Consider the following 24,136-nt stretch of genomic DNA (forward strand, 5'->3'; position numbering starts at 1 on the left):
GCATGGAAGAGGCACAGAGCCATCCCGCATTACTTCCCGATGCAGAACCGGCTGAAGATCGTGTTGAGCAGCTCCTCGGAGACCACCTTGCCGGTGATTTCGCCCACGTAATCGAGCGCCGAACGCAGCTCGAAGGCGATGAGCTCGGTCGCCTCGCCCGCTTCGATGAGCTGCCGTGCGTTGCACAGCGAGTCGGCGGCGTTGCGCAGCGCCTCGTAGTGGCGGAGGCTGGTGACGAGCACGCTCGCCTCCTGGAGCTTGTCGAGCCCTTCGACCATCGAGGCCATGAGCCCCTTGAGTTCCTCGACACCCTCGCCGCTCCTTGCCGCCATACCCGCCACAGGGCAACCGGAAAGCTCTTCGAGCTCAGCGACGCGAAGAGACCCGTCCGGAGCAAGGTCGGTCTTGTTGGCGACGAGGATCATCCGCGCCTCGGGGTGCTCCCGGCGAAGCCGGCCGGCGGCCCGGGCCTCGTCCGGCGCATCCTCACCGGAAACGTCGAGCATATAGAGGATGAGATCCGCCTCGGAGATCTTGCGGTAGCTCCTCCGGATCCCCTCGTGCTCGATCTCTTCTCCGGACTCCCGCAGGCCCGCCGTGTCGGTGAGGCGGAACATGGTCTTCTCATGCACGAAACACTCCTCGATGTAGTCGCGGGTAGTGCCCGGCATATGGCTGACGATGGCGCGCTCCTCCCCGAGCAGGCGGTTGAGCAGCGTCGACTTCCCCGCGTTCGGCCGCCCGGCGATGACGGTCGAGACCCCTTCGGCCACCATGTGGCCCTCCCGGTAGCTCTCGACGAGGCGTGAGATCTCCGCTTCGAGCCGGAGCACGGAAGCCTCGAGATCCTCCCGGCTCTGGAACTCCACGTCCTCCTCGCTGAAATCGAGCTCGAGCTCGAGCAGGGCGCAGGAGTGCAGTAGCCCCTCGCGCATCTCCTGCAGGCGAAGGGAGAGCGCGCCCTGCATCTGGGTGGCCGCGGTGCGGCAGGCCGCCTCGGTGCGGGCATGGATCATTTCGCCGATCGCCTCGGCCTGGAGCAGGTCGATGCGTCCGTTGAGGAACGCGCGGCGGGTGAACTCGCCCGGCTCTGCGAGCCGGCAGCCGCCGTCGAGCAGCGCCTGCAGCACCTGGCGCACCACCACGGGACCCCCGTGGCAGGTGAACTCCACCATATCCTCCGTCGTGAAGGAGGAGGGCGCGCGGAAGACGAGGGCGATCACCTCGTCGACCATCCCACCTTTGTCGGAGAGGGTGCCGAAGTGGGCCGTGAACCCCTCTGCTTCGGCGAAGCTGAACGCACCGCCGCCCCTCCTCCGGAACACCCGGTCGGCGACGGCGAACACCCCGCGCCCGCTCATGCGGACGATGGCAAGGGCGCCGACACCGACGGGCGTGGCGATGGCGGCTATCGGTTCTTCCTGGCGGACGGTCTGTTTCGTCATGTCGTTTCCGGTCATGGATGCAATAGGGGACTATGGGTCTTCGTTCAACAGGCTCATGCTCCAAGCAGGGCGGCAGGAACGACGGCGACTCCGTCCGGCCGTCGATACGCATACCTGCCGGTGTAAACGACCACCGCATCAAGCATGTCCTCGCCCAGCTGTTCCCGGAGCCACAACAGGTGACGGACATCACCGTCGTCGACACTGCTGCTGAGTTTGCATTCGATACCGATGACGCGCTGATCGGCACGTTCAACAATGAGGTCGATCTCCTGACGGCCTCCCTGGGTGCGCAAATGGCTGACCCGAGCCTCGGCCGCCTGGGCAAAAACCCTGATGCCGAGCGTAACGAGTGATTCGAACAGGTTTCCCAACAGGGCGCCGTCCCGAGAAATGCTCGGCGAAGCACTCTTTCCGCTCAACAGGGCCTCCTCGTCAAGACCGAGAATACGTGCCGCAAGGGCAGGATCGGCCAAATGGTGTTTCGGGGGCTGCGCCAGTCGATTGAGCCGATTCCTCGATGGCAACCATGCCGGCACGGGATCGACGACCCAGAGCCGTTCAAGAATATCACGATAGGGCCGGGTGGTTTTTTTGGCCGGCTTTTCCTGCTGCCCGCCTGAAGCCGCATCACGGATGGTTTCGAACGATGCCGTCGTGGAGGTGGCCGCGGCATAGGCCGCCAGCCATCGGTAGAGTTGGTCCGGACGGCGCACGAGATGCCCCTGTTCGGGGAAATCGGTATCGATGATACGCTGCAGGTATCCGTCCAGCTGCAGGCGAAGGGCGCGTCCGGCCAGGGGGCGTATGGCAGGAAATCCCGAGTGGACTATTTCATGGACATAGTCGGCCAGCCCCACCTCGGTCGAACCGGCAATATCGGGCCGGTCTCCCTTGAGAAGCTCGCCCAAGCTGACAGAGGGCGAGCCGACGCCCCGCTCGGCAAGCGACATGGGCCTCATTCTCAATGAGACGATCCTGTCGGCACCGGAATGGGTCGGCGGGGTCGCAGGGCTTGCCGAGCCTGTCAGGAGGAAGCGTCCGGGTGTCGGGTCCCGATCGACCGAGCGCCTTACGCCGTCCCAGGATGAGGGGACTTTCTGCCATTCATCGACAAGCACCGGCGGCTCCCGCTTCAGTACCTGAGCCATGTCGGCCTCGGCTATTGCCCGCATCGCAGGATCATCCATACCGAAGAATGTCCGGCATCGTTCCTGGGCTGTCGCTGTTTTCCCGACCCCCCTGGGCCCTTCCAGTGCTATTGCGGGAAGCATGGCCATCAGCTCGTCAAGCTCGGCATCGACAACTCTTTTCTGATATTTCTGCATCTCCGGTCCTCGTCATCGTTGTTCACCGGGGCCACCAGTATCCCGTTTCGCCATACCATAAGATACCATTTCACCGCCTTATACTACACCATTTCGCCAAACAAAACAATACCGACGACAGGAAAGGAGGGCGAAGTCGGCCGTGAACCCCTCTGCTTCGGCGAAGCTGAAGGCCGCGTCGTCCCTCCTCCGGAACACCCGGTCGGCGACGGCGAACACCCCGCGTGCGCTCATAAGGGTCACATGACAAGTGGTTTAAGGGGACTGACGACGACCTCCTCGTACAGGACGTCGTCGGGAGCGGCGATGGCCGCGATGATGACCTCGACCACCCCGTGCACGCCCATGCGCGGCTCCGGCTGGATCGAGGTGGAGGTAAAGAACGGGGTGTCGACCGCGCCGGGGCATACGCAGGTGACCCTGACGCCGTCGGCGCGCACCTCCTCTCGAAGCGTCGCCGAAAACCCGACGAGGCCGTACTTGGTGGTGCAGTAGGCCACGGCGCCCCTGATGGGCTGCCGGCCGGCGACCGAAGCGACGTTGACGATGGTGCCCCGCCCCCGCTTCTTCATCTCCGGAAGCACCTCCTGCACGGCAAGAAACGGCGCGGAAAGGTTGACGGCAAGCATCCCCTGCCAGCTTTCCGTGGAGAGCTTCTCCATGTCGCCGAACTCGCCCCAGCCGGCGTTGTTGACGAGCGCGTCTATCGGCGGGCTCTCCCTCCGGATGCGGCCGAACGCGGCTTCGATCGCGTCCGGCCGGGCCAGGTCGGCCTCCACCCAGCGGAACGAGCCCCGGCCCTCACCGCCGGCAATCACGGTCTTGCGCCGACTGAGCCCCCAGACGAAGGCTCCGTGTTCGACAAGTGCTTCGGAGAGCGCCAGCCCGATTCCCGAGCTCGATCCGGTCACGACGACGACTGCATCCCTGATATCCATGGTTCAATGGCTCCTTCATTTTCTTATGCAAGGGGGGATGCTGGAAGTATACGGAATCCCCGCAGGAATTGGTAACTTGCAGGGACCCATCCCCCCCCATACCGACCCCAACCATTTCCACGATGAAGAACGCCATGGATTCCGAAGCACTGAAGCGGGAGATCGCAAGCAGCCGGGAACGCACCATTCAGGAGCAGTTCGAACGGGTGATGAACCTCGTACGGGTGCTTCGCCGGGAGTGCCCCTGGGACCGGAAACAGACCCCGGAGTCACTCGCGCACCTTCTGCTCGAGGAGAGCTACGAGCTGGTCGACGCCATCGACTCGGGAGACGAGAGGGAACTCAGAAAAGAGCTCGGCGACCTGTTCCTGCACGTCTGCTTCCAGGCAGAGCTCGGCCGGGAGGCGGGAAAGTTCACCTTCGAGGAGGTGATGGACGGCCTCTGCCGCAAACTCATCCACCGCCACCCGCACGTCTTCGCCGACACCACGGCCGAAACCGAGGGCGACGTCCTGAAGAACTGGGAGTCGCTGAAGATGCAGGAGGGGCGCAAGAAGCTGCTCGAAGGGGTGCCGAAGGCGATGCCGGAGCTCCTGAGGGCCTACCGGGTGCAGAAGAAGGTTTCAGGGGTCGGCTTCGACTGGCCCTCCGGCCAGGGCGTGCTCCAGAAGCTCTCCGAAGAGGTCCGGGAGCTTGAGGAGGCCGCCACCCCGGAAGAGCGGGAGGAGGAGTTCGGCGACATCCTCTTCACCCTCGTCAACTACAGCCGCTTCATCGGCACCAACCCCGAGGACGCACTGCGCCGCTCGACCGCCAAGTTCATCGGGCGCTTCGAGCGTGTGGAGGAACAGGTGCAGGAAAGCGGACGTGAGTGGCGGAGCTTCACACCTGAAGAACTCGACATCCTATGGCGGGAAGCTAAAGGGCAGAACGGCTGAGCACTCCCCGCAGGAATGCCCCCGCACCCTCCAGATACACCGCCTCCGGATGGTGGGCGCCACTGAACACCAGCCCCTCCGCGTCCACCCCGTCCGCCCCAAGACGCCGAAGATCCTGAAGATGGAGCTCCTCACGGTAGAGCGGGTCCCGGGTCCCCCGGGCGATGTGCACCCGCCCCATTCCGGAAAGCCCTGTCGACTCGGGCGGGATGTCCCCGCCGACCATCATGACGGCGGAGACCCCGTGCCGGCCGAGAAGAGCCGAGCGCACCGCCATCTGCGCCCCCTGGGAAAACCCGTGCAGCACCAGCCGCCCGTCATGGGGAAAAGAGCCCAGGACAGCCTCAATCACCCCGTCCACATACCCCACGTTCTCCCTGATGCGCCGCTCCCGCTCGCTCGGTGCCATCCAGCTCCTGCCCTCCTCCCCGTCGCGGCGGGTGACCGGATAGAGACCCTCGACGGCGCAGCAGGACCATCCGCCGGAACCGGGGATCGACCTAAGCAGCCGCAGCTCGTCCTCCGCTCGGAGCCCCCAGCCGTGGAACCCCACGAGGAGCGGCGAGGGCGCGCCGCCACCGGCGGGCCGGACGAGATACCGCCCTCCAGCCGGCGCGTTGAGGCGGTATTCCTTCACCATGGCAACATCTCTCCCGTCTTTCATAATACCCAGAGTCAGTACCTGCTTCGAGCCTTACGAGCAGCATCAGGCCAATCAGAACAGATCCACTGTCTGGCATGATGCACCATGTCAGACGTCACAGACGTCGACTATCCTGGCGCCGGATGACTGCCTCGAACCGCTCAACGATCTTCGTTGTGATATGTTTCGGATTCGACTCCCGGATAGCATGTGCGATTGCCATAACCTCGGTTGCCGACATACCACCAGCTTCATGCAGTGCCGCAACAAGCTCCAGCCCCCACTTGACCGTAACCCCCTCTGCTGCGCACTCCCTGCGAAGGCGCCTGTCGTTGGTCACGCAAAACAGTCCATACCGCTTTGCGGTGAGAAGAGAAAGCCGATCCTCAAACGACAAGGGGCCAGACTGACTGCCGGCAGCATACGCATCCTCAAGAGCCGGCTCAAGAATGATCACCCCCACTTCGACAAGCTCACTCTCGTCATTGATATCTTTGACCTCATCCAGAACAGGACCGATGACAGCGAGCCCTCCAACATAGCGTGTCAGAAGCTCCAGGACCGCCCTGTCCGCCTTTATGAAATCGATCAGCACACAGGCGTCAAGCAGCATCGCCTCACTTGATGAGGGCGTGCCCGTCACCTCACCGCCTCCCAATCCCGCAGCAATTCCTGCATCTCCTCAATGCCCACACGGAGCATTTCAGCGGTCCGTGCAAGCGAAATCTCCTCCCGTTCCAGAGCCTCCCGCGCAAGACGGCTGAAGCGGTCCTCGAAAAAGTCGACGCTCTTCATCCCGACAGGCTCGGAAGCCCCCATCCCGGACGGCTCCTCCCTGCCGGAAAGGCTCCGGTTGAAGCGACGCTGATAGGCCGCGTTGAATTTCGGCCAGATGGAGCGATCGGCCGCACCGTTCTCGACAAGGCGGTGGAGAACCGCCTTGTAGCTGACCCGATATATGCGCTTAACCTTGAATACCCGGTCGACGAAGTGCAGTCCCGCCGACTCCTCCCACTCCCTGCGAAACCCTTCGTCCGGCAGGAGGAAATGGCCTGCAAACGCATCGGCCTCACGCTCTTCGCCCTCACTCTCTTCGACGATACCGACATCGTAGGCCCCCGCATGCAGCATGAGATGGCCGAGCTCATGGGCCGCGCTGAAAATCCGGCGCTCGACCGTAATCCGCTCCCATATGTTCACCACCACCGCCGGACCGCCGTCCCCCTCTCCGACCGAGAGGCCGAAAAACCCGTCCGAAGCCATCGGAACCGAGAGCACCTTCACCCCGGCATCCTCGAGAAGCCCGCAGATATCGTGGATGGGCTCGGTCGGCTTCAGTCCCAGCGCTTCCCGGCAGAGCGCGGCACACTCGGCCGCCCTCTCTCCGGAACAGCTCTCCCGGAGCGCCCCGATCCTGAACGGTTCCGCCATGTCGAGGCATCGCTCCAGGAACTCGTAGTCATCGAGCCACCGCGACACGTCGGCAAGGACGTTTTCGCGGTTCTGCATCCGCCTTGCGGAACGGAAGCGGACGGTGTGCATCTGGCGGACCGGGGTGAAAAGATCGTGCAGGGGCACCCGCAGCGCCCTGGCGATCGCCTGCAGCGAACTCATGCGCGGCTCGCTTTTCTGCAGTTCGAGATTCTTGATGGCCGGCAGCGAAAGGCCGGCGGCTTCAGCAAGCTCCTTCTGGCTGAAGCGCCTCCTGGCCCTCAGCCGGCGCACATTCCCGGCAAGCAGTCGCAAATCCATTGGTACCCTCCTGTTGTTCTGATAACCATAAATATACCATACTGCAAAATAAAGCGAAGCAGTATTTTTCAACAAACAGGAGTACGAAGGAGCAGGGGGACTGGCAGGTCCGGGGAGTTTCCGGAACGACCTGCGTTCGACGCAGGATGAAAACACCCACAACGCCAAGGGGCCGCAGTCTCCTGCGGCCCCTCCGGTGCGTTACATGTCGAGCATCCTGAGGATGCCGCGGATGGGTATGGAGACCCAATCGGGGCGGTTGTTGAGCTCGTAGTTGAGCTCGTAGACCGCCTTGTTCATGAGATAGGCGTTCATCAGGTGCTCCCGCTGGCTGGGTTTCTTCGGCACGATGGCGCTGCCCTCGGTCGCGCGGAAGTAGGCGTCGAGGAAGTGCTGGCCGACGGCGTTGCTCCAGCGGTCGGCCCAGGGTTCCATCTGGTGCCGGTCTTCGGCGCGCACCACCGACTCGTTGAGCTGCAGCACGTTGAAGGCCGCGTAGTCGAACGAACGGAGCATGCCGGAGATGTCCCGGAAGACCGAACGCTTGATCTTGCGCTCGGAAATCGGACGGGCCGGCTCGCCCTCGAAATCGATGATGACGAAATCCTTGCCGGTGAAGAGCACCTGGCCGAGATGGTAGTCTCCGTGGATGCGGATCTTCAGGGTATCGATCTTCTCCTTGCGGATCGGCTCGAACTGAGCGAGAATCGTCTTCTGGTTGCGCACGAGCAGCGAGCAGAGCTCGCGCGGCTCCGCCTCCATCGAAGGCATCAGCTCCCCGATGAGGATCATGGCGCGCTTGACCTGCTCGCACATCGCCTGGTAGATCGAGCGCTGGTAGAGGGTGGTGAAGGGCTCGGGGGCGAAGGTCGGCTCAGCGTCGAGCGAGGCGAGCGAGAGGTGCATCTCGGCGGTCCGCTCGGCCAGTTTCTCGATCATGCCGAGATAGGCGCCGCCGATGAGTTCCCGCATGAGCTCCTCCATCTCGACGGGGCTGCCGCTGAGGGGCCGCATCAGGGGCAGCTCCGTTCCGGCGCCGACCTTGGCCTGCACGTCCGTGAAGTAGCGCTGCACCTGGCCGAGCGAGAGCTGCCAGGCGTCTCCTTCGTTCTCGACGAAGTTCTGCAGGATGCCGATCGAGTAGCCGGCCTTGCGGCCCTGGTCGTAGTCGAGCGAGCCGAGATACTTCGGCAGGCTCACGAAACCGGTCTTCTCGGTGAGAGCGCCGCACATCTCGATTTCCGGCGACACTCCCTTCTCGATGCGGCGGTAGAGCTTCAGGCAGAGCGAGTCGTGGAAGCGGATGGAGGTGTTGGTCTGCTCCACGCCCATGAGGAACGGCTCCGGCTCGCCGTCCGACACGACATCACGGTATGCGGCAAGCGCCGTACCCTTGATGCCGGACACGATGCCCGCCTTGCCCTGCCAGCGTTCGCTGCCGACCAGGATGCTGAAGAGGCGGGTGAGGAAGAGGTTCTCGTAGGTGGCGTCGCAGAGGTATCCGTCCTCTTCGCCGACCGTGGCCCGGGCGATGACCCGACGGTAGAAGTTGTCGTCGGCAGGCGAGACATCCGCAAGGGGAACGAAGCTGACCGGCAGCTGGTAGAGCTCGTTCTCGCCGCTCGAGTAGCGCACTTCGGTCACGAGGAGCTTGGCCCGCTCCATCCCGGCTACGGGAATGCTGTCGACGATGGAGATGCGCATGACGTTGCGCGCCTTGCCGCCGAACCAGCGCATGGCCCGGTAATAGCAGGGAAGCACCGCCGTCTCAAGCTTCTCGCGGCTCTTGCCGGTAAAGAGCGACGGCCAGCTGAGGACTTCGGCGAACGGCGCATCCAGGCCCGGACGGCAGGAGACGTCCCCGCTGTCGGGCACGAGCTTCAGCCAGAAATAGCCGTAGGAGCCGAGCGCCAGCATGTAGGGCGTCTGGCGGATCTTCGGGAACTGGTTCATGCTGAACACCTCTTCGGGGGTGTAGCCCTCGAACATGGAGAGGTCGACGGTGACGGCCTGCGCGTTGCGCGAGAGGTTGATGACCGAGAGCATGATCTCGTCCTCGAACCGCCGGATGAAGATGAGCACTTTCGGGTTGCTGACCTGCAGGAACTCGATCGAGCCGCGGCTGAGAGAGCGGTAGCGCCGCGCGGTGGCGATGGCGTGGCGGGTCCACCAGAGCAGCGAGTTGACGTTGCTCTCCTGCACCTCGACGTTGACCGCCTCGTAGTGGTACTCGGGGTCGATGATGACCGGAAGGAGCAGCTGCTGGGGGTTGGCGCGGGAGAACCCGGCGTTGCGGTCCGAGTTCCACTGCATCGGGGTGCGCACGCCGTCGCGGTCGCCGAGGTAGTAGTTGTCGCCCATGCCGATCTCGTCGCCGTAGTAGAGCACCGGGGTGCCTGGCAGGGAGAGCAGCATGATGTTCATGAGCTCGATGCGCCGCCGGTCGTTGTTCATGAGCGGGGCCAGGCGGCGGCGGATGCCGAGGTTGATGCGGGCCCGGGGGTCGTTGGCGTAGACGCGGCGCATGTAGTCGCGCTCCTCGTCGGTGACCATCTCGAGCGTCAGCTCGTCATGGTTGCGCAGGAACGAGGCCCACTGGCAGTTCTCGGGGATTTCGGGCGTCTGGTCGAGGATGTCGAGAATGGGAAAACGGTCCTCGGTGGCAAGGGCCATGTACATGCGCGGCATGAGGGGGAAGTGGAAGTTCATGTGGCACATGTCCCCCTTGCCGAGGTAGGCCGCCGAATCCTCCGGCCACTGGTTCGCTTCGGCCAGGAGCATGCGGTTCGGGAAGTGCTCGTCGACATGGCGGCGGAGCTTGCGCAGGAACTCGAAGGTCTCCGGCAGGTTCTCGCAGTTGGTGCCCTCGGCCTCGTAGAGGTAGGGCACGGCGTCGAGGCGCAGGCCGTCGACGCCCATGCCGAGCCAGAAGTCGAGCACGTCGAAGAGCGCCTGCTGGACCGCCGGGTTCTCGAAGTTCAGGTCCGGCTGGTGGTGGAAGAAGCGGTGCCAGTAGTACTGCCCGGCGACCGGGTCCCAGGTCCAGTTGGAGGCCTCGAAGTCCTGGAAGATGATGCGGGTTTCGCTGTAGCGGTTCGGGTCGTCGCTCCAGACGTAGAACTCCCGCTCCGGCGAGCCGGCCGGGGCCTTGCGCGCACGCTGGAACCATGCGTGCTGGTCGGAGGTGTGGTTGACGACGAGCTCGGTGATGACCTTGAGGCCCCGGCTGTGGGCCTCCTCGAGGAACTCGCGGAAGTCCTCGAGGGTGCCGTAGTCGGGGTTGACCGTCATGTAGTCCGCGATGTCGTAGCCGTCGTCGCGGAGAGGGGACGGGTAGAACGGGAGCAGCCAGATGGCCGTGACGCCGAGGCTCTCCAGGTGGGAGAGCTTCCGGCGCAGGCCCTGGAAGTCCCCGATGCCGTCGTTGTTGCTGTCGTAGAACGTCTTGACATGAGCCTCGTAGATGATGGCGTCTTTGTACCAGAGCGGTTCAGGTTGATACATGGCGGGGTTATGCGGGTAAAGTGATAGAATTTCAGGTCGACAAAAATTTTCAGCCGAGGCTCACCCGGAACACGTGCGCCGGCATCATGGCCGGATCGAGCTCCACGTAGTTCCACTCCCCCTGCCACTCGTACTGCATCCCGCTGAAGAGGTCCTCGACCCTGAAGGGGTGCTCGTGCGAAAGCCCGAACTCTTCGAGGGGGAAGCGCATCCAGCCGCTGCGGCGGCGCTGGTGGTCGAGGTTCACGACCGTGAGGATGATGCTGCGGTCGTCATGGGAGCGCTTGACGTAGCCCATGAGCCACTCGTTCTCGTGGCCGGGCGAGTCTTCGATTGTAACGAACGAGATGCCGGGCGTCTGCTGCAGGGCTGCGTTCTCGCGGCGGATGCGGTTCATGCGGGTGATCTCGGCGCGGATGTTGCCCGGCCGGTCGAGGTCCCACTCCCTGATCTCGTACTTCTCCGAGTGGAGGTACTCCTCCTTGCCGGGAGCCGGCGGAAGGTGCTCGCAGAGCTCGTAGGCGGGGCCGTACATACCGTAGTTGGAGGAGAGGGTCGCGGCGAGGACCATGCGGATGATGAACTTCGGGCGGCCTCCCGTCTGCAGCTCCTCGTGGAGGATGTCGGGAGTGTTCGGCCAGAAGTTCGCCCGCATGAACTGGCTGAGCGGCGGCGTGGCGAGCTGGGTCACGTACTCCTGGAGTTCCTGCTTGGTGTTGCGCCAGGTGAAATAGCTGTAGGACTGGCTGAAGCCGGCCTTGGCGAGGCGGGCCATGAGCTTCGGGCGGGTGAAGGCTTCGGCGAGGAACAGGGCGTCGGGGTGCTCCGCCCTGATCGAGGCGATGGCCCACTCCCAGAACCCGAACGCCTTCGTGTGGGGGTTGTCGACGCGGAAGATCTTCACGCCCTTTTCAATCCAGAACAGGAAGACGCTGCGAAGCTCGATCCAGAGGTTCTGCCAGTCGGCGGTCTCGAAGTCGATCGGCAGGATGTCCTCGTATTTCTTCGGGGGGTTCTCGGCGAACTGCACCGTGCCGTCGGGACGCCAGCGGAACCAGTCGGGGTGCTCCCCGACCCAGGGATGGTCGGGCGAGCACTGGAAGGCGATGTCGAGCGCCACCGAGATGCCCTCGGCTTCGGCCGCCCCGACGAAGGCCGTGAAATCCTCCATCGTGCCGAGCTCCGGGTGGATGGACTTGTGGCCCCCCTCGGGGCTGCCGATGGCCCAGCAGCTGCCGGGATCGCCCGCCGCCGCAACGAGCGAGTTGTTCTTTCCCTTGCGCTTGGTGGTGCCGATCGGATGGATGGGGGGCAGGTAGACGACGTCGAAGCCCATGCCGGCGATGAAGGGCAGGCGTTCCATGCAGTCGCGGAAGGTACCGTGCTTGCCCGGCACCGAACCCCACGAGCGGGGGAAGAACTCGTACCAGGAGCTGAAGCCGGCCCGCACCTGCTCGACGGTGAGCGGAAGGATGCGGTCGTACGAGGAGACCATGGAGCGGTCGGGGTTGCGCTCCATCTGGAGCACGAGCCCTTCGTCGAGCGCCGCGTCGATCCCCTTGCCCTTCGGGCGCCCTTTCGAGCGCATGGCCGAGGCTGCGGCCTTCAGTTTCTTCGCGTCGGCCGCCGGGGCACGGCCGGCCGCCGCATCGACCAGCAGCGCGCCGATCTCGAGGTCGAGCGCGACATCCTGCTGCGCCTCGATTTTTTTCTGGAGCCCCCTGCGCCAGGTGCTGAAGTGGTCGACCCAGGCCTCGATGGTATATTCATAGGGACCCGGCGCTCCGACCGTGAACGAACCCCGCCACCGGTCGTTTTCGACGAGCTCCATCGCCGAGCGCTCCCAACTCTCCGTTCCGGCAGGCCGGAAGCAGAGCTCCGCCCGGAGCATGTCGGCGCCGTCGACGAAGATGTCCGCCTCGACAGGCACCCGCCCTCCCTCGACCGCCTTGGCGGGATGGCAGCCGCCGGCGTCTTCGGGTGAAACATGCTCGATAACGACCCGACGGCGTCCGTCGAACGCCTGCGGTGAGCAGAGTGGTACGTGGCGGAGGAAGGTATCTTTCATCGTGAACCAGGATCTTGTTGTGGGCCGGATGCTCTCCCGAGGCAGCCGGTCGCGGAGGAAAAGGCCCGCCTTTCGGGCCAGGGAGGCGACCGGTGCTGCCGAATGAAAACAGGAAACGCTCTAGGTCGGAAAATAGGAAAACTCCCATACTTTTTTGCCTTCGAACTCCGCTTATTTCCCGACCTCCGGGGGAGCGGGCGCTTTGCATTCCGGCAAAAAAATCCTTCTTTTAGGGGAGTTTTGAAATCCACACGGCATCCGGGGGCCGAAAAACCCCCATAACGAACGGCAAGCGACATGTTTGAACCGCAAAAGGAACGACTGCAGGACGTCCAGAGACGCCTGGGACAGTTACGGGGGTATCTTTGACGTCGATCGACGCAAAGAGAGAATAGAGGACCTCGAGAAGGTATCGGCGAACCCGGAGTTCTGGAACGACCAGAAATCGGCCAACGCCGTGCTCAGGGAACTCAGCGAGAACAGGGAGTGGGTCGGCCAGTGGCAGCGCCTCCAGGAACGCGCCGCCGGCTGCCAGGAGGAGATCCAGATCGCCGAGGAGCTCGCCGAGGAGGCCTACGGCGAAGAGCTGACGGCGACGCTCGACTCGATGGAGGAGGGGCTCGGCGCCATGGAGTTCAAGAAAATGCTCTCCGGCAAGGACGACGCCGGCAACGCCATGATCGTCATCCATGCCGGAGCCGGCGGCACCGAGGCCCAGGACTGGGCCGAAATGCTCTACCGCATGTACATGCGCTGGGCCGAGCGCAAGGGGTTCAAGGTCTTCACCGACGACTACCAGGAGGGAGAGGGCGCCGGCATCAAGACCGCCACGCTCGAAATCACGGGCCCCTACGCCTACGGCTACCTGAAGGCCGAGAACGGCGTGCACCGGCTCGTCAGGGTATCGCCCTACGACTCGAATGCCCGCCGCCACACCTCCTTCGCCAGCGTCTTCACCTATCCCGAGGCGCCGCCGGACGTCGAGATCGAGGTCCGCAAGGAGGACCTGGAGCTCTCCACCTTCCGCAGCGGCGGCAAGGGCGGCCAGAACGTCAACAAGGTCGAGACGGCCGTACGCATCAAGCACCTCCCAACCGGCATCGTCGTCGGCTGCCAGGAGGAGCGCTCGCAGCTCCAGAACCGCGAGCGCGCCATGAAGATGCTGATGGCCCAGCTCTACCAGCGCCAGCGCGATGAGGAGGATGCCAGGAAACGCGAGATCGAGGGCAAGAAGAAGAAGATCGAGTGGGGCAGCCAGATCCGCAGCTACGTGCTCGACGACCGCCGCATCAAGGACCACCGCACCAACTACGAACGCTTCGACGTGGAGACGGTCCTCGACGGCGACATCGACGACTTCATGGAGAAGTACCTCTCCGAGTTCGGGGACTAGGATGGAGGGGGAGCGCGAAAAGGCCCTGCGGTTCGCCCTCCTCGCCGACGTCCACTTCCGGACGGAGGACCCCGGTCGTGCGCGGAAGGACGAAGCGGACCTCCGGCGGTGCGCGGAGACCTTCAACGCTGCCGGAGCCGCATTCCTCCTGCAGCTCGGCGACCTCATCAGCGGCAGCGAAGGCCGCGCCCCCGAAGAGCTCCGCCGGTCACTCCGGGCGCTCGGCGCGTTCGGGGGCAGGATCCGCCACCTCATCGGCAACCACTGCCTGGAGGGCATCCCATGCGAAAAGCTCCTGATGGCCTACGGGCTCAGCCGATCCTACTACGCATTTACGCAAGGAGGCGTCCGTTTCATCGCACTCGACACCATGGAGGCCTCCCTGCTCCGCTCCCCGGAAAGCGGGGAGGACAGGAAAACGCTGCTCTCCCTCTGCCGAGAGGAGGAGTGCAAACCGTGGTGCGGCGCCGTGGGGTCAGGCCAGCAGGCCTGGCTCCAGGAAGAGCTCCGGCTCGCCGAAGAACGGGGAACGCCCGTCCTGATGCTCTCGCACCTCCCGCTCCACCCCGGCACCACCGACGAACGCCACGGCATCCTCTGGAACCATCGGCAGATCCGGGCGGTCCTCGCCGGCTCACCGGCCGTGAAGGCCTGCATCGGAGGGCACTTCCACCCGGGCGGAACGGCCGAAGAGGCGGGCATCGGCTACCTCACCCTGCCCGCATTCAGCACCCGCGAGAGCAGGCCCGACGGGGGCTGCTTCACGGGAGAGATCAGCCGGGGGAAGCTCGCCATTTACGGCGCCGACGGCGCACTGCTGTACGAGACCGGGCTGGAATAACGCAATCAGCGAACCCGAGAACACGACACCCATGCGCAACCACATCCGCCACCTCCGCACCCTTCTGAGTCTCTTTCTCTTCGTCATGGCGACGACCGGACCGGCCCTCGCCGGCACGGGCCTCACGCTGGAGCTCGACCGGGACGGCTGCCTGCAGGGAGGGTTCCTCACGGTCCGCGCCGAACGCGCCGGGGACGAGCCCCTCGTACAGCCCGTCGTACAGTTCATGGCGCGGGAGTGGAAGATGTTCCACCAGGAAGACGGCTCGTGGCAGGCGCTCGTTCCGGTGGAGAACATGACCGAACCCGGCCGCTACCCCCTTGCCGTCATGGACGGAACGCAGCGAAAGGAGACGGAGGTCCGCATCCGGCCGAACGGACTCGGCGTGCAGCATATCACGCTCTCCCCCTCGAAGTCGTCGCTGCATGCGACCGCCGTGGAAAAGTCGCGCGTGCGGGCCGCCCTCCGCACCCTCTCGGAGGAGCGCTATTTCGGCTCGGGGTTCCTGCGGCCGTGCGAGGGCGAAACAAGCAGCATCTTCGGCCGGAAGCGCTCCTACAACGGGGGACCAGCCACGAGCTACCACAAGGGGATCGACATCGCAGCCCCGCAGGGAACGCCGGTGCATTCGACGGCCGGGGGAAGGGTGATCCTGGCCGGCACCGTCGAGGAGGGGTTCAGGGTGAACGGCAACACGGTCGTCGTCGACCACGGCCAGGGGGTGGTTTCAGCCTACCTCCACCTCCACTCCATCAGCGTGGAGGAGGGGTCGATGGTGGAGAAGGGGAGCCTGATCGGCACGGTGGGCCACACCGGCATCTCGACCGGCCCGCACCTGCACTGGGGCGTCTACCTCTACGGCGTCAGCGTCGACCCCCGGCTCTTCCTCGTCAGGCACCCCTCTTTTCTTCGAGCCAGGCGCTGATCCTCGAGGCGGCCGCGCCGTCCCATTTCTCGGGGATCTTCGAGCGGCGCGACTCCTCACGCTTCGACTGCAGGATCTCGAGCATCCTCGAGGCCGTCTCCTCCGCATCCAGTCCCACGAGCACGTTGGTGCCGATCTCGAGCGTCGAGGGCCGCGCGGTGCGCTCCTGCATGGTCAGGCACGGCACGTTCATCACCGTCGCCTCGGCCTCGAAGGTTGCGCCGGCCTGGAGCAGCATGGAAGCGTCGCGCAGGAGCGCGAGCAGCTCGCCGTAGGCCGGAAGGTCGGCGAGGCGCACCCGCCCCATCCCCTCCAGGCGAGCGCGGAGGGCGCTTCCGGCGGGAAGGAGGACCAGGGCGTCGGACGCATCCCCGAGCGAGGAGAGCACCCGGAAAAAGGCCTCGTCGGAGAGCTCGTCCCCGCCGGCTTCGGGAAGGACGAGGGCGTACTGTTTCGGCGTGAGTCCGAACGCGGCGGCCGGAGAGACCGCCCCGCCCCGCTCCATGAACGCCCGGAGGGCATCGATCCGGAGGTTGCCGGCAAAAAGCACATCCTCTTCGGCCACCCCCTCGTTGATGAGGTTGTACTCCCCGCTGTGCTCGCTGACGACGTGCAGCAGGGCGACGGTGTCGATGAGCATGCGGTGCATCTCGTCCGCCTCCAGGCGATCGTAGCTGCGAAGCCCGGCCTCCGCCGAAACGACCGGCAGGCCGATTTCGCCCGCGGCGAGGGCCGCCGCAAGCGCCGGCACGTCCGAACCGCAGACGATGACAAGATCGGGCCTGAAGACGGCAAGCGCCTCGTCCATTGCGGAAATCGAGCGACTCAACACGGCGGGCGAGCCGCAGTCGAACACGCGGAAGTCGGGGCCGGAGAGCCCGAAGCTCTCACTAAACCCAGGCTGCGGGGGCTCGGATACCGCTGCCGAAAGCGTGAACGAGCCGCTCTCCTTCAGGGCTGCGTAGAGGGGACCGAGGAGAAGCATGCCCTGAGGGCCGCCGGCGGCGAGGAGTATGTGTTTCACAGCGTAAAAACCTTTAGTACATTAGGAAAACGACAGGCACCGCATTTTTTGACGACGGCACCCAACCAACAGCTCCATGAAAAGAACGGCAAGACTGCTCACGCTCACCCTGGGCCTCATGCTGCTGACGGACGGGCCCGTTGCGGGCCTGCACCATAATACGGCTCATGCGGAGAAAAAGAAAATCATTCTCCGCCACGCCGACACGATAGAGGGCGGCGAAGATGCCAGCGGCAGCTACCGGGCGGCCATCGGCAACGTCGAGTTCGTGAAGGACAACCTGAGGATGACCTGCGATCGGACCACCGACTACGAAGGCCAGGACCGCATCGTCATGAACGGCCATGTGCGCATCGCCGACGGCTCCAAGGAGGTCTTCGGCGACGACGGCGTCTACCACCCCTTGACCGACCAGATCGAACTCTACGGCAACGTCCGCGGACGGATGCTCGACAACTCCATGATGGTCCGCTCGCGCAAGGCGGTCTTCAACAACCGGGAGAACCGGCTCTGGTTCTACGACAGCGCCATCGGCTGGCGGCACAACGAACAGGTCAGCGGCGACGTCCTCCGCCTCCACTTCAAGCCGGAGGACGGGGGAAAGGAGGGCGGCAAGCAGAAACTCGACGAGATGCAGGTGCACGGCCACGCCTTCTACGCCTCCAGGGACACCCTGACGGCCGAGCCCCCCGGATACGACCAGCTCAGCGGACGCCACATCGTGGTGCTCATCGGGGAGGACTCGAAGGTCAGCGGGGTCACGGTGACGAAGGAGGCCGAAAGCCTCGTGCACATCTACGACGAGGGCGGGCAGGACGACGGGAAGGACAAGGCAAAAGAGCGGAAGGACGGCGGCGAAAAACTGAGCGGCATCAACTACTCGAGCGGCGACAGGATCAGGATGATATTCCGCGACGGCGTCCTGAAGAAGATGAACGTCACGGGGAACGCAGAAGGGACCGAATACCCGCCGGAACTGCGCGGATCCTTCAACCTTCCGAAGTTCGAGTGGCGTGAGGAGGAGAAGCCGTTCGGCCGGAAAGCCGCCGCAAAGGATACGACTGCGGCATCCATCGAGAAGATGGAACCCGGCCGGTCCCGGAACGCGGAAAGCCTTCCATAGGAGGAAGGCTTCCGGCGAGGCCGCCGTTCTCCGGCAGCGGAATCTGAAGGAGGCTGAGGCGCCTTACTTGGCGAACGGGCAGGTGCCGGTCGAACAGGACGATCCCGAGGAAGAGGAGTCCCCGCACGAGGAGGACTTCTTGGCATAGTCGGTGCCGTAGAAACCCGATCCCTTGAGCATGAATCCGCCCTCGGCGCTGATGACGCGCTCGAGCGCGTCCTTGCCGCATTTCGGGCAGGTCTTCAGGGCGTCGTCGCTCATCTTCTGGAGCGCTTCGAGTTCGTGGCCGCACTCGGTGCAGCGGTATTGGTAGGTAGGCATAGGTCCGGAAAGCGTTATGGTTGCATATGGAACGGCTCCCTCCCCCGGGAAGGGCCTGTCAATGTATATAGGGATAATTCAAAAAATAAAAAAGAGGCTCCGTTGATCGTCAAGACCCGGGCGGTCGTGCTGCGGGAGGTCAAGTACCGCGACCAGTCGAAAATCGTCACCCTCTACACCCGGGAGTTCGGCCGGCTTTCGGCCATCCTGAAGGGGGCGCGCAACCCCAAAAGCCGCCTGGCGGGCATCTTCACCGCCGGCAATGTCCTCGACACGATCCTCTACCAGAGGCCCGAGCGCGAGGTGCAGCTGGTCAGCGACGCCAGCCTCGTCTCCTGCCCGATGTCGGCGGGAGCGGACATCGAGCGCTTCGGCGTGCTCTACGCCCTGATCGACCTGGTGCGCCGGAGCACCGGCCACGACGGGGGCAACCCCCGCCTCTTCGCCCTGGTGGAGTCGACCCTCCTCGAACTCAACCGGGAAGGTGCCGCCTACCGCCGCCTCCACGCCTGGTTCCTGCTCCGCTTCATCTCCCTCGAGGGGTTCGCCCCCGAGCTCTCGCGCTGCGTCCTGAGCGGAAGGGGCCTCAGTGAGGCGGCCGGGGACAACGAGCTCCTCTTCGTCATGAACCCCGGAGGGCTCGCGCTCAGGGGAAGCGCCCACCCCGACGGAAGGAACATCACGGCGGTCCCCGTCGGCGCCGCCCGGCTGCTCTGCCGGCTCGAGCGCACCGCCACGGCCGCCGAGGCCGCCGCCGGAGGCAAAGAGACGGAAACGGAGCATGCCGGGCTCTGCGGAACCATCCTCCACGCGTACTGCCGCCACCACCTCGAAGATGCCGGCCCGGATCGGAGCCTTGCCGTGATCTCGCGGCTCCTCTCGGAATGAGCGGCGGGAATTGGGGTTTTATATCTGCTGGAGTATTCCTATCTTGACCCTACATTTTTCAATTTTCCACATCGTCTCGTCCAAACACAAACAAAGCATCGACCGACATGCCGACACTCACCAGATCAGCCGAACTCTTTGAGAAAGCAAAGAAGTTTATCCCCGGAGGCGTCAACTCGCCGGTCCGGGCCTTCAAGTCCGTTGGAGGCAACCCCATCTTCATGGCGAAGGGCCAGGGCGCTTACATGACCGATGTGGACGGCAACACCTACCTCGACTATGTCGGTTCATGGGGTCCCTTCATCCTCGGCAGCATGCATCCCCGCATCACCGCAGCCCTCGAGTTCACCCTCACCAAGATCGGCACCAGCTTCGGCACCCCGATCGAGCTTGAGATCGAGATCGCCGAGCTCCTCACCAGGATCGTCCCCTCCATCGAGATGGTCCGCATGGTCAACAGCGGCACCGAGGCCACCATGTCGGCCGTCCGCCTCGCACGCGGATGCACCGGACGTGACAAGATCATCAAGTTCGAAGGCTGCTACCACGGCCACGGCGACAGCTTCCTCATCAAGGCCGGATCGGGCGCGCTGACGCTCGGCGCCCCCGACAGCCCCGGCGTCACCAAGGGTACCGCCCTCGACACGCTCAATGCGAAATACAACGACATCGCCTCCGTCGAAGCGCTCGTCAAAGAGAACAAGGACAACGTCGCCGCAATCATCATCGAGCCCGTCGCCGGCAACACCGGCGTCATCCCCGCCAGGAAGGAGTTCCTCCAGGCGCTGCGCGACCTCTGCGACCGTGAGGGCATCGTCCTCATCTTCGACGAGGTGATGTGCGGCTTCCGCGTGGCCCTCGGCGGTGCGCAGGAGCTCTACGGCATCACCCCGGATCTGACCACCATGGGCAAGATCATCGGCGGCGGCCTCCCGGTCGGCGCATTCGGCGGCAAGCGCAGCCTGATGGAGAACGTGGCCCCTCTCGGCGGCGTCTACCAGGCCGGCACCCTCTCAGGCAACCCGCTCGCACTGACTGCCGGCATCGAGACCCTGAAGATCCTCATGGAGGAGAACCCCTATCCGGAACTCGAGCGCAAGGCCGCGTTCCTCGAAGCCGGCTTCAAGGCCAACATGGAGAAGCTCGGCCTGAACTTCGTGCAGAACCGCGTCGGCTCGATGGCCTGCCTCTTCTTCACCGACAGGCCGAAGGTCGAGAGCTACGACGACGCCATCACCTGCGACACCGAGATGTTCGGCCGCTACTTCAGCTCCATGCTCGAGCAGGGCATCTACCTCGCCCCCTCGCAGTTCGAGGCGATGTTCACGAGCGCCGTGCACACCGACGCCGATCTCGACAAGACGGTCAAGGCCAACTACGTCGCCCTCCAGGCCGCGATGAAGAAGTAAGCCCGCCACCGCATACGGCACACAAAAAAAAGGAGGCCCCGAAAAGGCCTCCTTTTTAATTGTACGTCCGTACAACACACTGCCGATCCGCAATGATCTATGCCGTCTGGCCGCGCCACTCATTCCCGGGCATGATCCGCTTCATGAACTCGTCGAAGAGCGGAACAGTGAATGCGGCATCGCCGTGCGACGGGCTCCAGACCATCCCCTTTCCGATAACCCCTGCGCGCGTCGGGGCAAGCGACGAGACGTCCCGACCCAGAATCCCAGCGATATCTCCGGAGCGGTGCGGCCCGGGGCCCGGCTCGGCCATCGCCATGAGATACCGGCGTTCGAGCGGCGTCACCCTGTCGAATCGCACCAAAAAAAAGCTTTCGTCCAGCGCCGCAATGGCGACATCGCGAGCCTGCTCCGCATTGGAGAGAGTGATCGGGCCTGCATCCGCAATGTCCCGGATATTATCAAAGTCATCTCCGAGAGATACTATTGCAAAGATTGACCAGATTCAAGACCTCCCCCATGAACACCGAAAGAAGGTGATGGGAGATGCCTTGAACTTATCCCGCAAAAGGGATATATTCACCTTATCCCATAAAAAGGATAAACACACCTTATCCCCTCCAACGGATAACGGAACAAAAGCATGCATATGAATACAGCCCGCACCCCGAAACAGCTCGGCCTGCTGCTGCAGGGACACCGCAAGGAAGAGTCCCTGTCGCAGGAGAAGGCCGCAGGGCGGGTCGGCCTGAGCCAGAAGATGGTATCGGCCTTCGAAAACCACCCCGAGCGATGCTCGATCGGCAACCTCTTCAAACTGCTCTCCGCCCTGGATCTCGAGCTCTCGCTCAAGAAAAAAAACCGCGGACCGGCGCATCCGGGAGAGTGGTAGGATGGGGAGGCCCTCGAAAACAAGGCGGCTCAGGGTCATGATGAACGGCGAGCATGTCGGAGAGTGGACCCTGCGGCAAAACGGCATGCACGAGTTCGCATACGGCTCCTCATGGCTCATCTCGCCGAACTCCAGACCCCTCTCGCTCTCCATGCCGCTGCGCGGGGAACCCTACAGCGGTGAGGAGGTATACGCCTTCTTCGACAACCTGCTCCCGAACAACGACACGATCCGCCGGCGCATCCAGAACCGCTTCGCCGCCCGGGGCATCGACCCGTTCTCCCTCCTCCGCGAAACCGGGCGCGACTGCGTCGGGGCCATCCAGCTCATCCCGCCGGACGAAGCCGGCCCCGACGTCCATACCATCAGCGCCACCCCGGTCGACGATGCCGCCGTCGCCGCCATCCTCAGAGGCGCGACAGAGGCAGCGTCGTTCGGCCGGATGGAGCCGGTGGGCGACGAGTTCAGGATATCACTGGCCGGTGCGCAGGAAAAAACAGCGCTGCTCCGCCATGACGGCCGATGGATGGTACCCCACGGCACCACCCCGTCGACCCATATCCTCAAGCTGCCGCTCGGCCACATCGGCGCCTACAGCATCGACATGACGACGTCGATAGAGAACGAGTGGCTCTCACTGAAGATCCTCGAGGGCCTGGGCCTGCCTGTCGCCGGAGCCGCAATCGAATGCTTCGACGGGATGAAGGCGCTCGTTGTCGAGCGTTTCGACAGGAAACCCTCGCAGGACGGGAGCTGGATCGTGCGGCTCCCCCAGGAAGACCTCTGCCAGGCGACCGGAACGCCCCCGTGGCAGAAATACGAACACGACGGCGGCCCCGGCGTCGAGATTGTCATGGAGCTGCTCCTCAGCTCCGAGCGGGCCAGGGAGGACCGGGAGCTGTTCTTCCGGACGCAGGTCGCCTTCGTCCTCCTCGCGGCCATCGACGGGCACGCAAAGAACTTCAGCATCTTCCTGGGCCCCAAAGGGACATTCCGCCTCACCCCCCTCTACGACGTGCTCTCTGCCTATCCGGTCATAGGCGGCGGCCCCGACCGGCTCTCACAAAGGAAAATCACCATGGCCATGGCGATGCGGGGGAAAAACCGGGTCTACCGCTGGGAGCACATAACCCGCCGCCACCTCATCACCACCGCAACGGCCTCCGGACTCCGCCAAGAGACCGCCGAATCGATCGTCGACGATCTCTCTTGCCGCGCAGACAAGGCTCTCGAGCAGGTTTCGCGGGCGCTGCCGCCGGGATTCCCCGCCGAGGTCGCCGAGACGATCTTCAGCGGGGTCGGGGAGTGCGCCCGGAGAATCGTCTGAACCGGTCTGCAGGAAACACCCCATAACGACAAAGAGCCCTGCTGCAGGGCTCTTTTTACTGTGCTCTGTCGTGTTTCGCACTAAACGGCGAAGTCGTGTTGCCGGTGTCCGGAGGGGGGACTCCAAACAACGTGAGCGAAGTTAACTCCTGAAGACAACTTCGCTCATCTCGGTATAAACCGTCATCAGGCATCGGAGATCGAGTCGCTCCATTCTGATTTGGCCCGCCGCCCCCCCTCAGCCGATAAGGGCGGTACGGACCCTCTCGCGGGTCACCATGACGCGCCCGCCCGAGTCGTGGACCATCTGCTCGAGGACGGGGAGGAAGATGTCGATCTTTTCCGGGGTGTCGCAGATCTCGACCACCATGGGGAGGTTCGTGGCCAGCTCCATGATCTTCGAGGTGCGGATCTCCATGTCATGGCCGTAGGAGAGCAGCCCCTTCGTCACCGTGGCCCCCGCCAGTCCCTGCAGGCGGGCTTCGCGGACGATCTCTTCATAGAGCGGCCGGTGGCCGAGCCGGACCTGTTCGCCGGCGAAGATCCTGAGCATTTCAGCGTCTCTGAATTCCATCATGACCAGGGTTTGGCGGCAAGGATGCCGGTGTAGAGGGCCAGGAACCCGCCGACGATGCTGCCGGCGAGGTAGAGCCCTGCATAGAGAAGTTCGCCGTCCTTCAGGAGGGCGGCGTTTTCGAACATATAGGAGGAGAAGGTGGTGAAGCCTCCGCAGAAGCCGGTCACGAGGAAAAGCCGGACCTCGGGCGAGACGATCGTCGTCGAAACGGCAAGTTCGCTGAGGAGGCCGATAAGGAAGCTTCCGGCGATATTGACCGTAAAGGTCGCAAAGGGAAAGCCGGGCGCGGCGGGAGCGAAAGCCATGGCCACGAGGTAGCGGGCCGCCGTGCCGAGGAATCCTCCCGCTCCGGCGAGCAGGATCGCCGTCAGGGGCCTAACGCTCATCGCCGCCCTTCTGCCGGTCCTCTATCCTGCGGTGCGCCGAGCACATCTCGTCGTGGATGGAGAGCAGCGTGTTGAAAATGCCGACAGCGACGATGGTCGGGGCCCAGAGGCCGATGAAGATGGCCACCAGCTCATGGTTGGCCCCCGTCCCGAAGATGAAGACATGGATCGAGAGCAGGATCGAAAGAGTGGCGGCTATGAAATAATAGTGCGGCTTCATGCACAGGTGGCGGTTAGTGGAGAGTGGTGCGGACGGCTGAATAAAATGTACGCATTTAGGCTGATTATGAAAAAAAACGGGGCGGCCTCGACCCCTCCGCCACCGGCTGAAACATATCCCAGGCAAACACGGAACATCAATCACGGCGGTCCGGATTATTAACAATCGTTATATCCCGACTCATATCAAAAGATA

22 protein-coding genes and 1 pseudogene are annotated in these 24,136 nt (G+C 64.0%); 9 read left to right on the plus strand and 14 right to left on the minus strand.

The window, feature by feature from the left end; all coding sequences use genetic code 11:
• Window positions 1-29: 29 nt before the first annotated feature.
• The 3 genes from mnmE to E0L29_RS04185 form a co-directional block, all read right to left on the minus strand.
• Entirely contained in the window at window positions 30-1,445 is a 1,416-nt protein-coding gene (gene mnmE / locus E0L29_RS04175) for a tRNA uridine-5-carboxymethylaminomethyl(34) synthesis GTPase MnmE (RefSeq protein ID WP_131355135.1), read from the minus strand.
• A 53-nt stretch (window positions 1,446-1,498) separates the two neighbouring features.
• Window positions 1,499-2,773: a DUF4143 domain-containing protein gene (locus E0L29_RS04180; protein WP_131355138.1), complete on the minus strand. Its 1,275-nt coding sequence runs from the start codon at window positions 2,771-2,773 to the stop codon at window positions 1,499-1,501.
• Window positions 2,774-3,012: 239 nt separating this feature from the next.
• Window positions 3,013-3,711: an SDR family oxidoreductase gene (locus E0L29_RS04185; protein WP_131355141.1), complete on the minus strand. Its 699-nt coding sequence runs from the start codon at window positions 3,709-3,711 to the stop codon at window positions 3,013-3,015.
• A 122-nt stretch (window positions 3,712-3,833) separates the two neighbouring features.
• Here E0L29_RS04185 and mazG point away from each other — a divergent pair, with 122 nt between their 5' ends.
• Entirely contained in the window at window positions 3,834-4,649 is an 816-nt protein-coding gene (gene mazG, locus E0L29_RS04190) for a nucleoside triphosphate pyrophosphohydrolase (RefSeq protein ID WP_131355144.1), read from the plus strand.
• On the opposite strand, the gene E0L29_RS04195 is transcribed toward mazG, so the two are convergent.
• From E0L29_RS04195 to E0L29_RS04215, 5 genes are all read right to left on the minus strand, one after another.
• Window positions 4,630-5,289 (minus strand): phospholipase, encoded by a 660-nt coding sequence (locus tag E0L29_RS04195; protein WP_131355147.1) that lies wholly within the window; start codon window positions 5,287-5,289, stop codon window positions 4,630-4,632. The genes mazG and E0L29_RS04195 overlap by 20 nt on opposite strands.
• A gap of 118 nt (window positions 5,290-5,407) precedes the next feature.
• A complete protein-coding gene (locus E0L29_RS04200) occupies window positions 5,408-5,905 on the minus strand; it encodes a PIN domain-containing protein (protein WP_131355150.1) in 498 nt (165 codons plus the stop codon).
• Window positions 5,906-5,931: 26 nt separating this feature from the next.
• Complete coding sequence (locus E0L29_RS04205) at window positions 5,932-7,044, minus strand: XRE family transcriptional regulator (protein WP_131355153.1); 1,113 nt, start codon at window positions 7,042-7,044, stop codon at window positions 5,932-5,934.
• Window positions 7,045-7,245: 201 nt separating this feature from the next.
• Window positions 7,246-10,548, minus strand: coding sequence for a maltose alpha-D-glucosyltransferase (gene treS / locus E0L29_RS04210; protein ID WP_131355156.1), 3,303 nt, complete (start codon window positions 10,546-10,548; stop codon window positions 7,246-7,248).
• Between the two features lie 49 nt (window positions 10,549-10,597).
• Entirely contained in the window at window positions 10,598-12,616 is a 2,019-nt protein-coding gene (locus tag E0L29_RS04215) for an alpha-1,4-glucan--maltose-1-phosphate maltosyltransferase (protein WP_131355159.1), read from the minus strand.
• Window positions 12,617-12,913: 297 nt separating this feature from the next.
• Between E0L29_RS04215 and prfB the strand changes: the two genes are divergently transcribed.
• From prfB to E0L29_RS04230, 3 genes are all read left to right on the plus strand, one after another.
• Window positions 12,914-14,009 (plus strand): peptide chain release factor 2 gene (gene prfB, locus E0L29_RS04220; RefSeq protein WP_131355168.1). Its coding sequence is split into 2 segments (ribosomal slippage): window positions 12,914-12,982 and window positions 12,984-14,009, totalling 1,095 coding nucleotides; the frame shifts between segments, so codons are not numbered across the junction.
• A 1-nt stretch (window position 14,010) separates the two neighbouring features.
• A complete protein-coding gene (locus E0L29_RS04225) occupies window positions 14,011-14,850 on the plus strand; it encodes a metallophosphoesterase (RefSeq protein ID WP_131355171.1) in 840 nt (279 codons plus the stop codon).
• A gap of 31 nt (window positions 14,851-14,881) precedes the next feature.
• A complete protein-coding gene (locus E0L29_RS04230) occupies window positions 14,882-15,775 on the plus strand; it encodes a M23 family metallopeptidase (protein WP_131355174.1) in 894 nt (297 codons plus the stop codon).
• On the opposite strand, the gene E0L29_RS04235 is transcribed toward E0L29_RS04230, so the two are convergent.
• Window positions 15,741-16,799 (minus strand): UDP-N-acetylglucosamine 2-epimerase, encoded by a 1,059-nt coding sequence (locus tag E0L29_RS04235; protein ID WP_131355177.1) that lies wholly within the window; start codon window positions 16,797-16,799, stop codon window positions 15,741-15,743. The two genes, E0L29_RS04230 and E0L29_RS04235, sit on opposite strands and share 35 nt — an antisense overlap.
• Before the next feature lie 76 nt (window positions 16,800-16,875).
• Here E0L29_RS04235 and E0L29_RS04240 point away from each other — a divergent pair, with 76 nt between their 5' ends.
• Window positions 16,876-17,922, plus strand: coding sequence for an OstA-like protein (locus E0L29_RS04240; RefSeq protein ID WP_131355180.1), 1,047 nt, complete (start codon window positions 16,876-16,878; stop codon window positions 17,920-17,922).
• Window positions 17,923-17,985: 63 nt separating this feature from the next.
• Here E0L29_RS04240 and E0L29_RS04245 read toward each other — a convergent pair whose 3' ends face one another.
• Window positions 17,986-18,243, minus strand: coding sequence for a zinc ribbon domain-containing protein (locus E0L29_RS04245; protein WP_131355183.1), 258 nt, complete (start codon window positions 18,241-18,243; stop codon window positions 17,986-17,988).
• Window positions 18,244-18,345: 102 nt separating this feature from the next.
• On the opposite strand from E0L29_RS04245, the gene recO reads away from it, so the two are divergent.
• Together recO and hemL are read left to right on the plus strand one after the other, a co-directional pair.
• Complete coding sequence (gene recO / locus E0L29_RS04250; RefSeq protein ID WP_131355186.1) at window positions 18,346-19,131, plus strand: DNA repair protein RecO; 786 nt, start codon at window positions 18,346-18,348, stop codon at window positions 19,129-19,131.
• Window positions 19,132-19,238: 107 nt separating this feature from the next.
• Window positions 19,239-20,540, plus strand: coding sequence for a glutamate-1-semialdehyde 2,1-aminomutase (gene hemL / locus E0L29_RS04255; protein WP_131355189.1), 1,302 nt, complete (start codon window positions 19,239-19,241; stop codon window positions 20,538-20,540).
• A 97-nt stretch (window positions 20,541-20,637) separates the two neighbouring features.
• Here the strand turns inward: hemL and E0L29_RS04260 are convergent.
• Window positions 20,638-20,991: pseudogene (locus tag E0L29_RS04260) on the minus strand (ATP-binding protein); the annotation flags it as partial.
• A gap of 198 nt (window positions 20,992-21,189) precedes the next feature.
• Here E0L29_RS04260 and E0L29_RS04265 point away from each other — a divergent pair.
• Together E0L29_RS04265 and E0L29_RS04270 are read left to right on the plus strand one after the other, a co-directional pair.
• Window positions 21,190-21,432, plus strand: a complete 243-nt coding sequence (locus E0L29_RS04265; protein WP_131355192.1) for a helix-turn-helix domain-containing protein — start codon at window positions 21,190-21,192, stop codon at window positions 21,430-21,432.
• 37 nt (window positions 21,433-21,469) lie between these two features.
• Window positions 21,470-22,759, plus strand: coding sequence for a type II toxin-antitoxin system HipA family toxin (locus E0L29_RS04270; RefSeq protein ID WP_207387753.1), 1,290 nt, complete (start codon window positions 21,470-21,472; stop codon window positions 22,757-22,759).
• A gap of 237 nt (window positions 22,760-22,996) precedes the next feature.
• Here E0L29_RS04270 and E0L29_RS04275 read toward each other — a convergent pair whose 3' ends face one another.
• The 3 genes from E0L29_RS04275 to E0L29_RS04285 are packed head-to-tail and all read right to left on the minus strand — an operon-like array spanning window position 22,997 to window position 23,941.
• On the minus strand, window positions 22,997-23,335 hold the full coding sequence (locus E0L29_RS04275) for a DUF190 domain-containing protein (protein WP_131355197.1): 339 nt from the start codon (window positions 23,333-23,335) through the stop codon (window positions 22,997-22,999).
• Entirely contained in the window at window positions 23,332-23,721 is a 390-nt protein-coding gene (gene crcB / locus E0L29_RS04280; RefSeq protein WP_131355200.1) for a fluoride efflux transporter CrcB, read from the minus strand. The genes E0L29_RS04275 and crcB overlap by 4 nt, the downstream gene beginning before the upstream one ends.
• On the minus strand, window positions 23,711-23,941 hold the full coding sequence (locus E0L29_RS04285; protein ID WP_131355203.1) for a hypothetical protein: 231 nt from the start codon (window positions 23,939-23,941) through the stop codon (window positions 23,711-23,713). Before E0L29_RS04285 ends, crcB begins: the two co-directional genes overlap by 11 nt.
• Window positions 23,942-24,136 lie beyond the last annotated feature (195 nt).

Source organism: Chlorobium sp. N1, assembly GCF_004332115.1.
GTDB lineage: Bacteria > Bacteroidota > Chlorobiia > Chlorobiales > Chlorobiaceae > Chlorobium.

Coding starts and splice junctions, on each gene's coding strand:
- E0L29_RS04195 (WP_131355147.1), bottom strand. CDS start 5,289: ATGGTGAAGGAATACCGCCTCAACGCGCCGGCTGGAGGGCGGTATCTC.
- E0L29_RS04270 (WP_207387753.1), top strand. CDS start 21,470: ATGATGAACGGCGAGCATGTCGGAGAGTGGACCCTGCGGCAAAACGGC.
- E0L29_RS04240 (WP_131355180.1), top strand. CDS start 16,876: ATGAAAAGAACGGCAAGACTGCTCACGCTCACCCTGGGCCTCATGCTG.
- E0L29_RS04275 (WP_131355197.1), bottom strand. CDS start 23,335: ATGATGGAATTCAGAGACGCTGAAATGCTCAGGATCTTCGCCGGCGAA.
- E0L29_RS04225 (WP_131355171.1), top strand. CDS start 14,011: ATGGAGGGGGAGCGCGAAAAGGCCCTGCGGTTCGCCCTCCTCGCCGAC.
- treS (WP_131355156.1), bottom strand. CDS start 10,548: ATGTATCAACCTGAACCGCTCTGGTACAAAGACGCCATCATCTACGAG.
- hemL (WP_131355189.1), top strand. CDS start 19,239: ATGCCGACACTCACCAGATCAGCCGAACTCTTTGAGAAAGCAAAGAAG.
- E0L29_RS04205 (WP_131355153.1), bottom strand. CDS start 7,044: ATGGATTTGCGACTGCTTGCCGGGAATGTGCGCCGGCTGAGGGCCAGG.
- E0L29_RS04180 (WP_131355138.1), bottom strand. CDS start 2,773: ATGCAGAAATATCAGAAAAGAGTTGTCGATGCCGAGCTTGACGAGCTG.
- mnmE (WP_131355135.1), bottom strand. CDS start 1,445: ATGACGAAACAGACCGTCCGCCAGGAAGAACCGATAGCCGCCATCGCC.
- E0L29_RS04215 (WP_131355159.1), bottom strand. CDS start 12,616: ATGAAAGATACCTTCCTCCGCCACGTACCACTCTGCTCACCGCAGGCG.
- E0L29_RS04185 (WP_131355141.1), bottom strand. CDS start 3,711: ATGGATATCAGGGATGCAGTCGTCGTCGTGACCGGATCGAGCTCGGGA.
- E0L29_RS04230 (WP_131355174.1), top strand. CDS start 14,882: ATGCGCAACCACATCCGCCACCTCCGCACCCTTCTGAGTCTCTTTCTC.
- crcB (WP_131355200.1), bottom strand. CDS start 23,721: ATGAGCGTTAGGCCCCTGACGGCGATCCTGCTCGCCGGAGCGGGAGGA.
- mazG (WP_131355144.1), top strand. CDS start 3,834: ATGAAGAACGCCATGGATTCCGAAGCACTGAAGCGGGAGATCGCAAGC.
- E0L29_RS04265 (WP_131355192.1), top strand. CDS start 21,190: ATGAATACAGCCCGCACCCCGAAACAGCTCGGCCTGCTGCTGCAGGGA.
- E0L29_RS04245 (WP_131355183.1), bottom strand. CDS start 18,243: ATGCCTACCTACCAATACCGCTGCACCGAGTGCGGCCACGAACTCGAA.
- E0L29_RS04285 (WP_131355203.1), bottom strand. CDS start 23,941: ATGAAGCCGCACTATTATTTCATAGCCGCCACTCTTTCGATCCTGCTC.
- E0L29_RS04200 (WP_131355150.1), bottom strand. CDS start 5,905: ATGCTGCTTGACGCCTGTGTGCTGATCGATTTCATAAAGGCGGACAGG.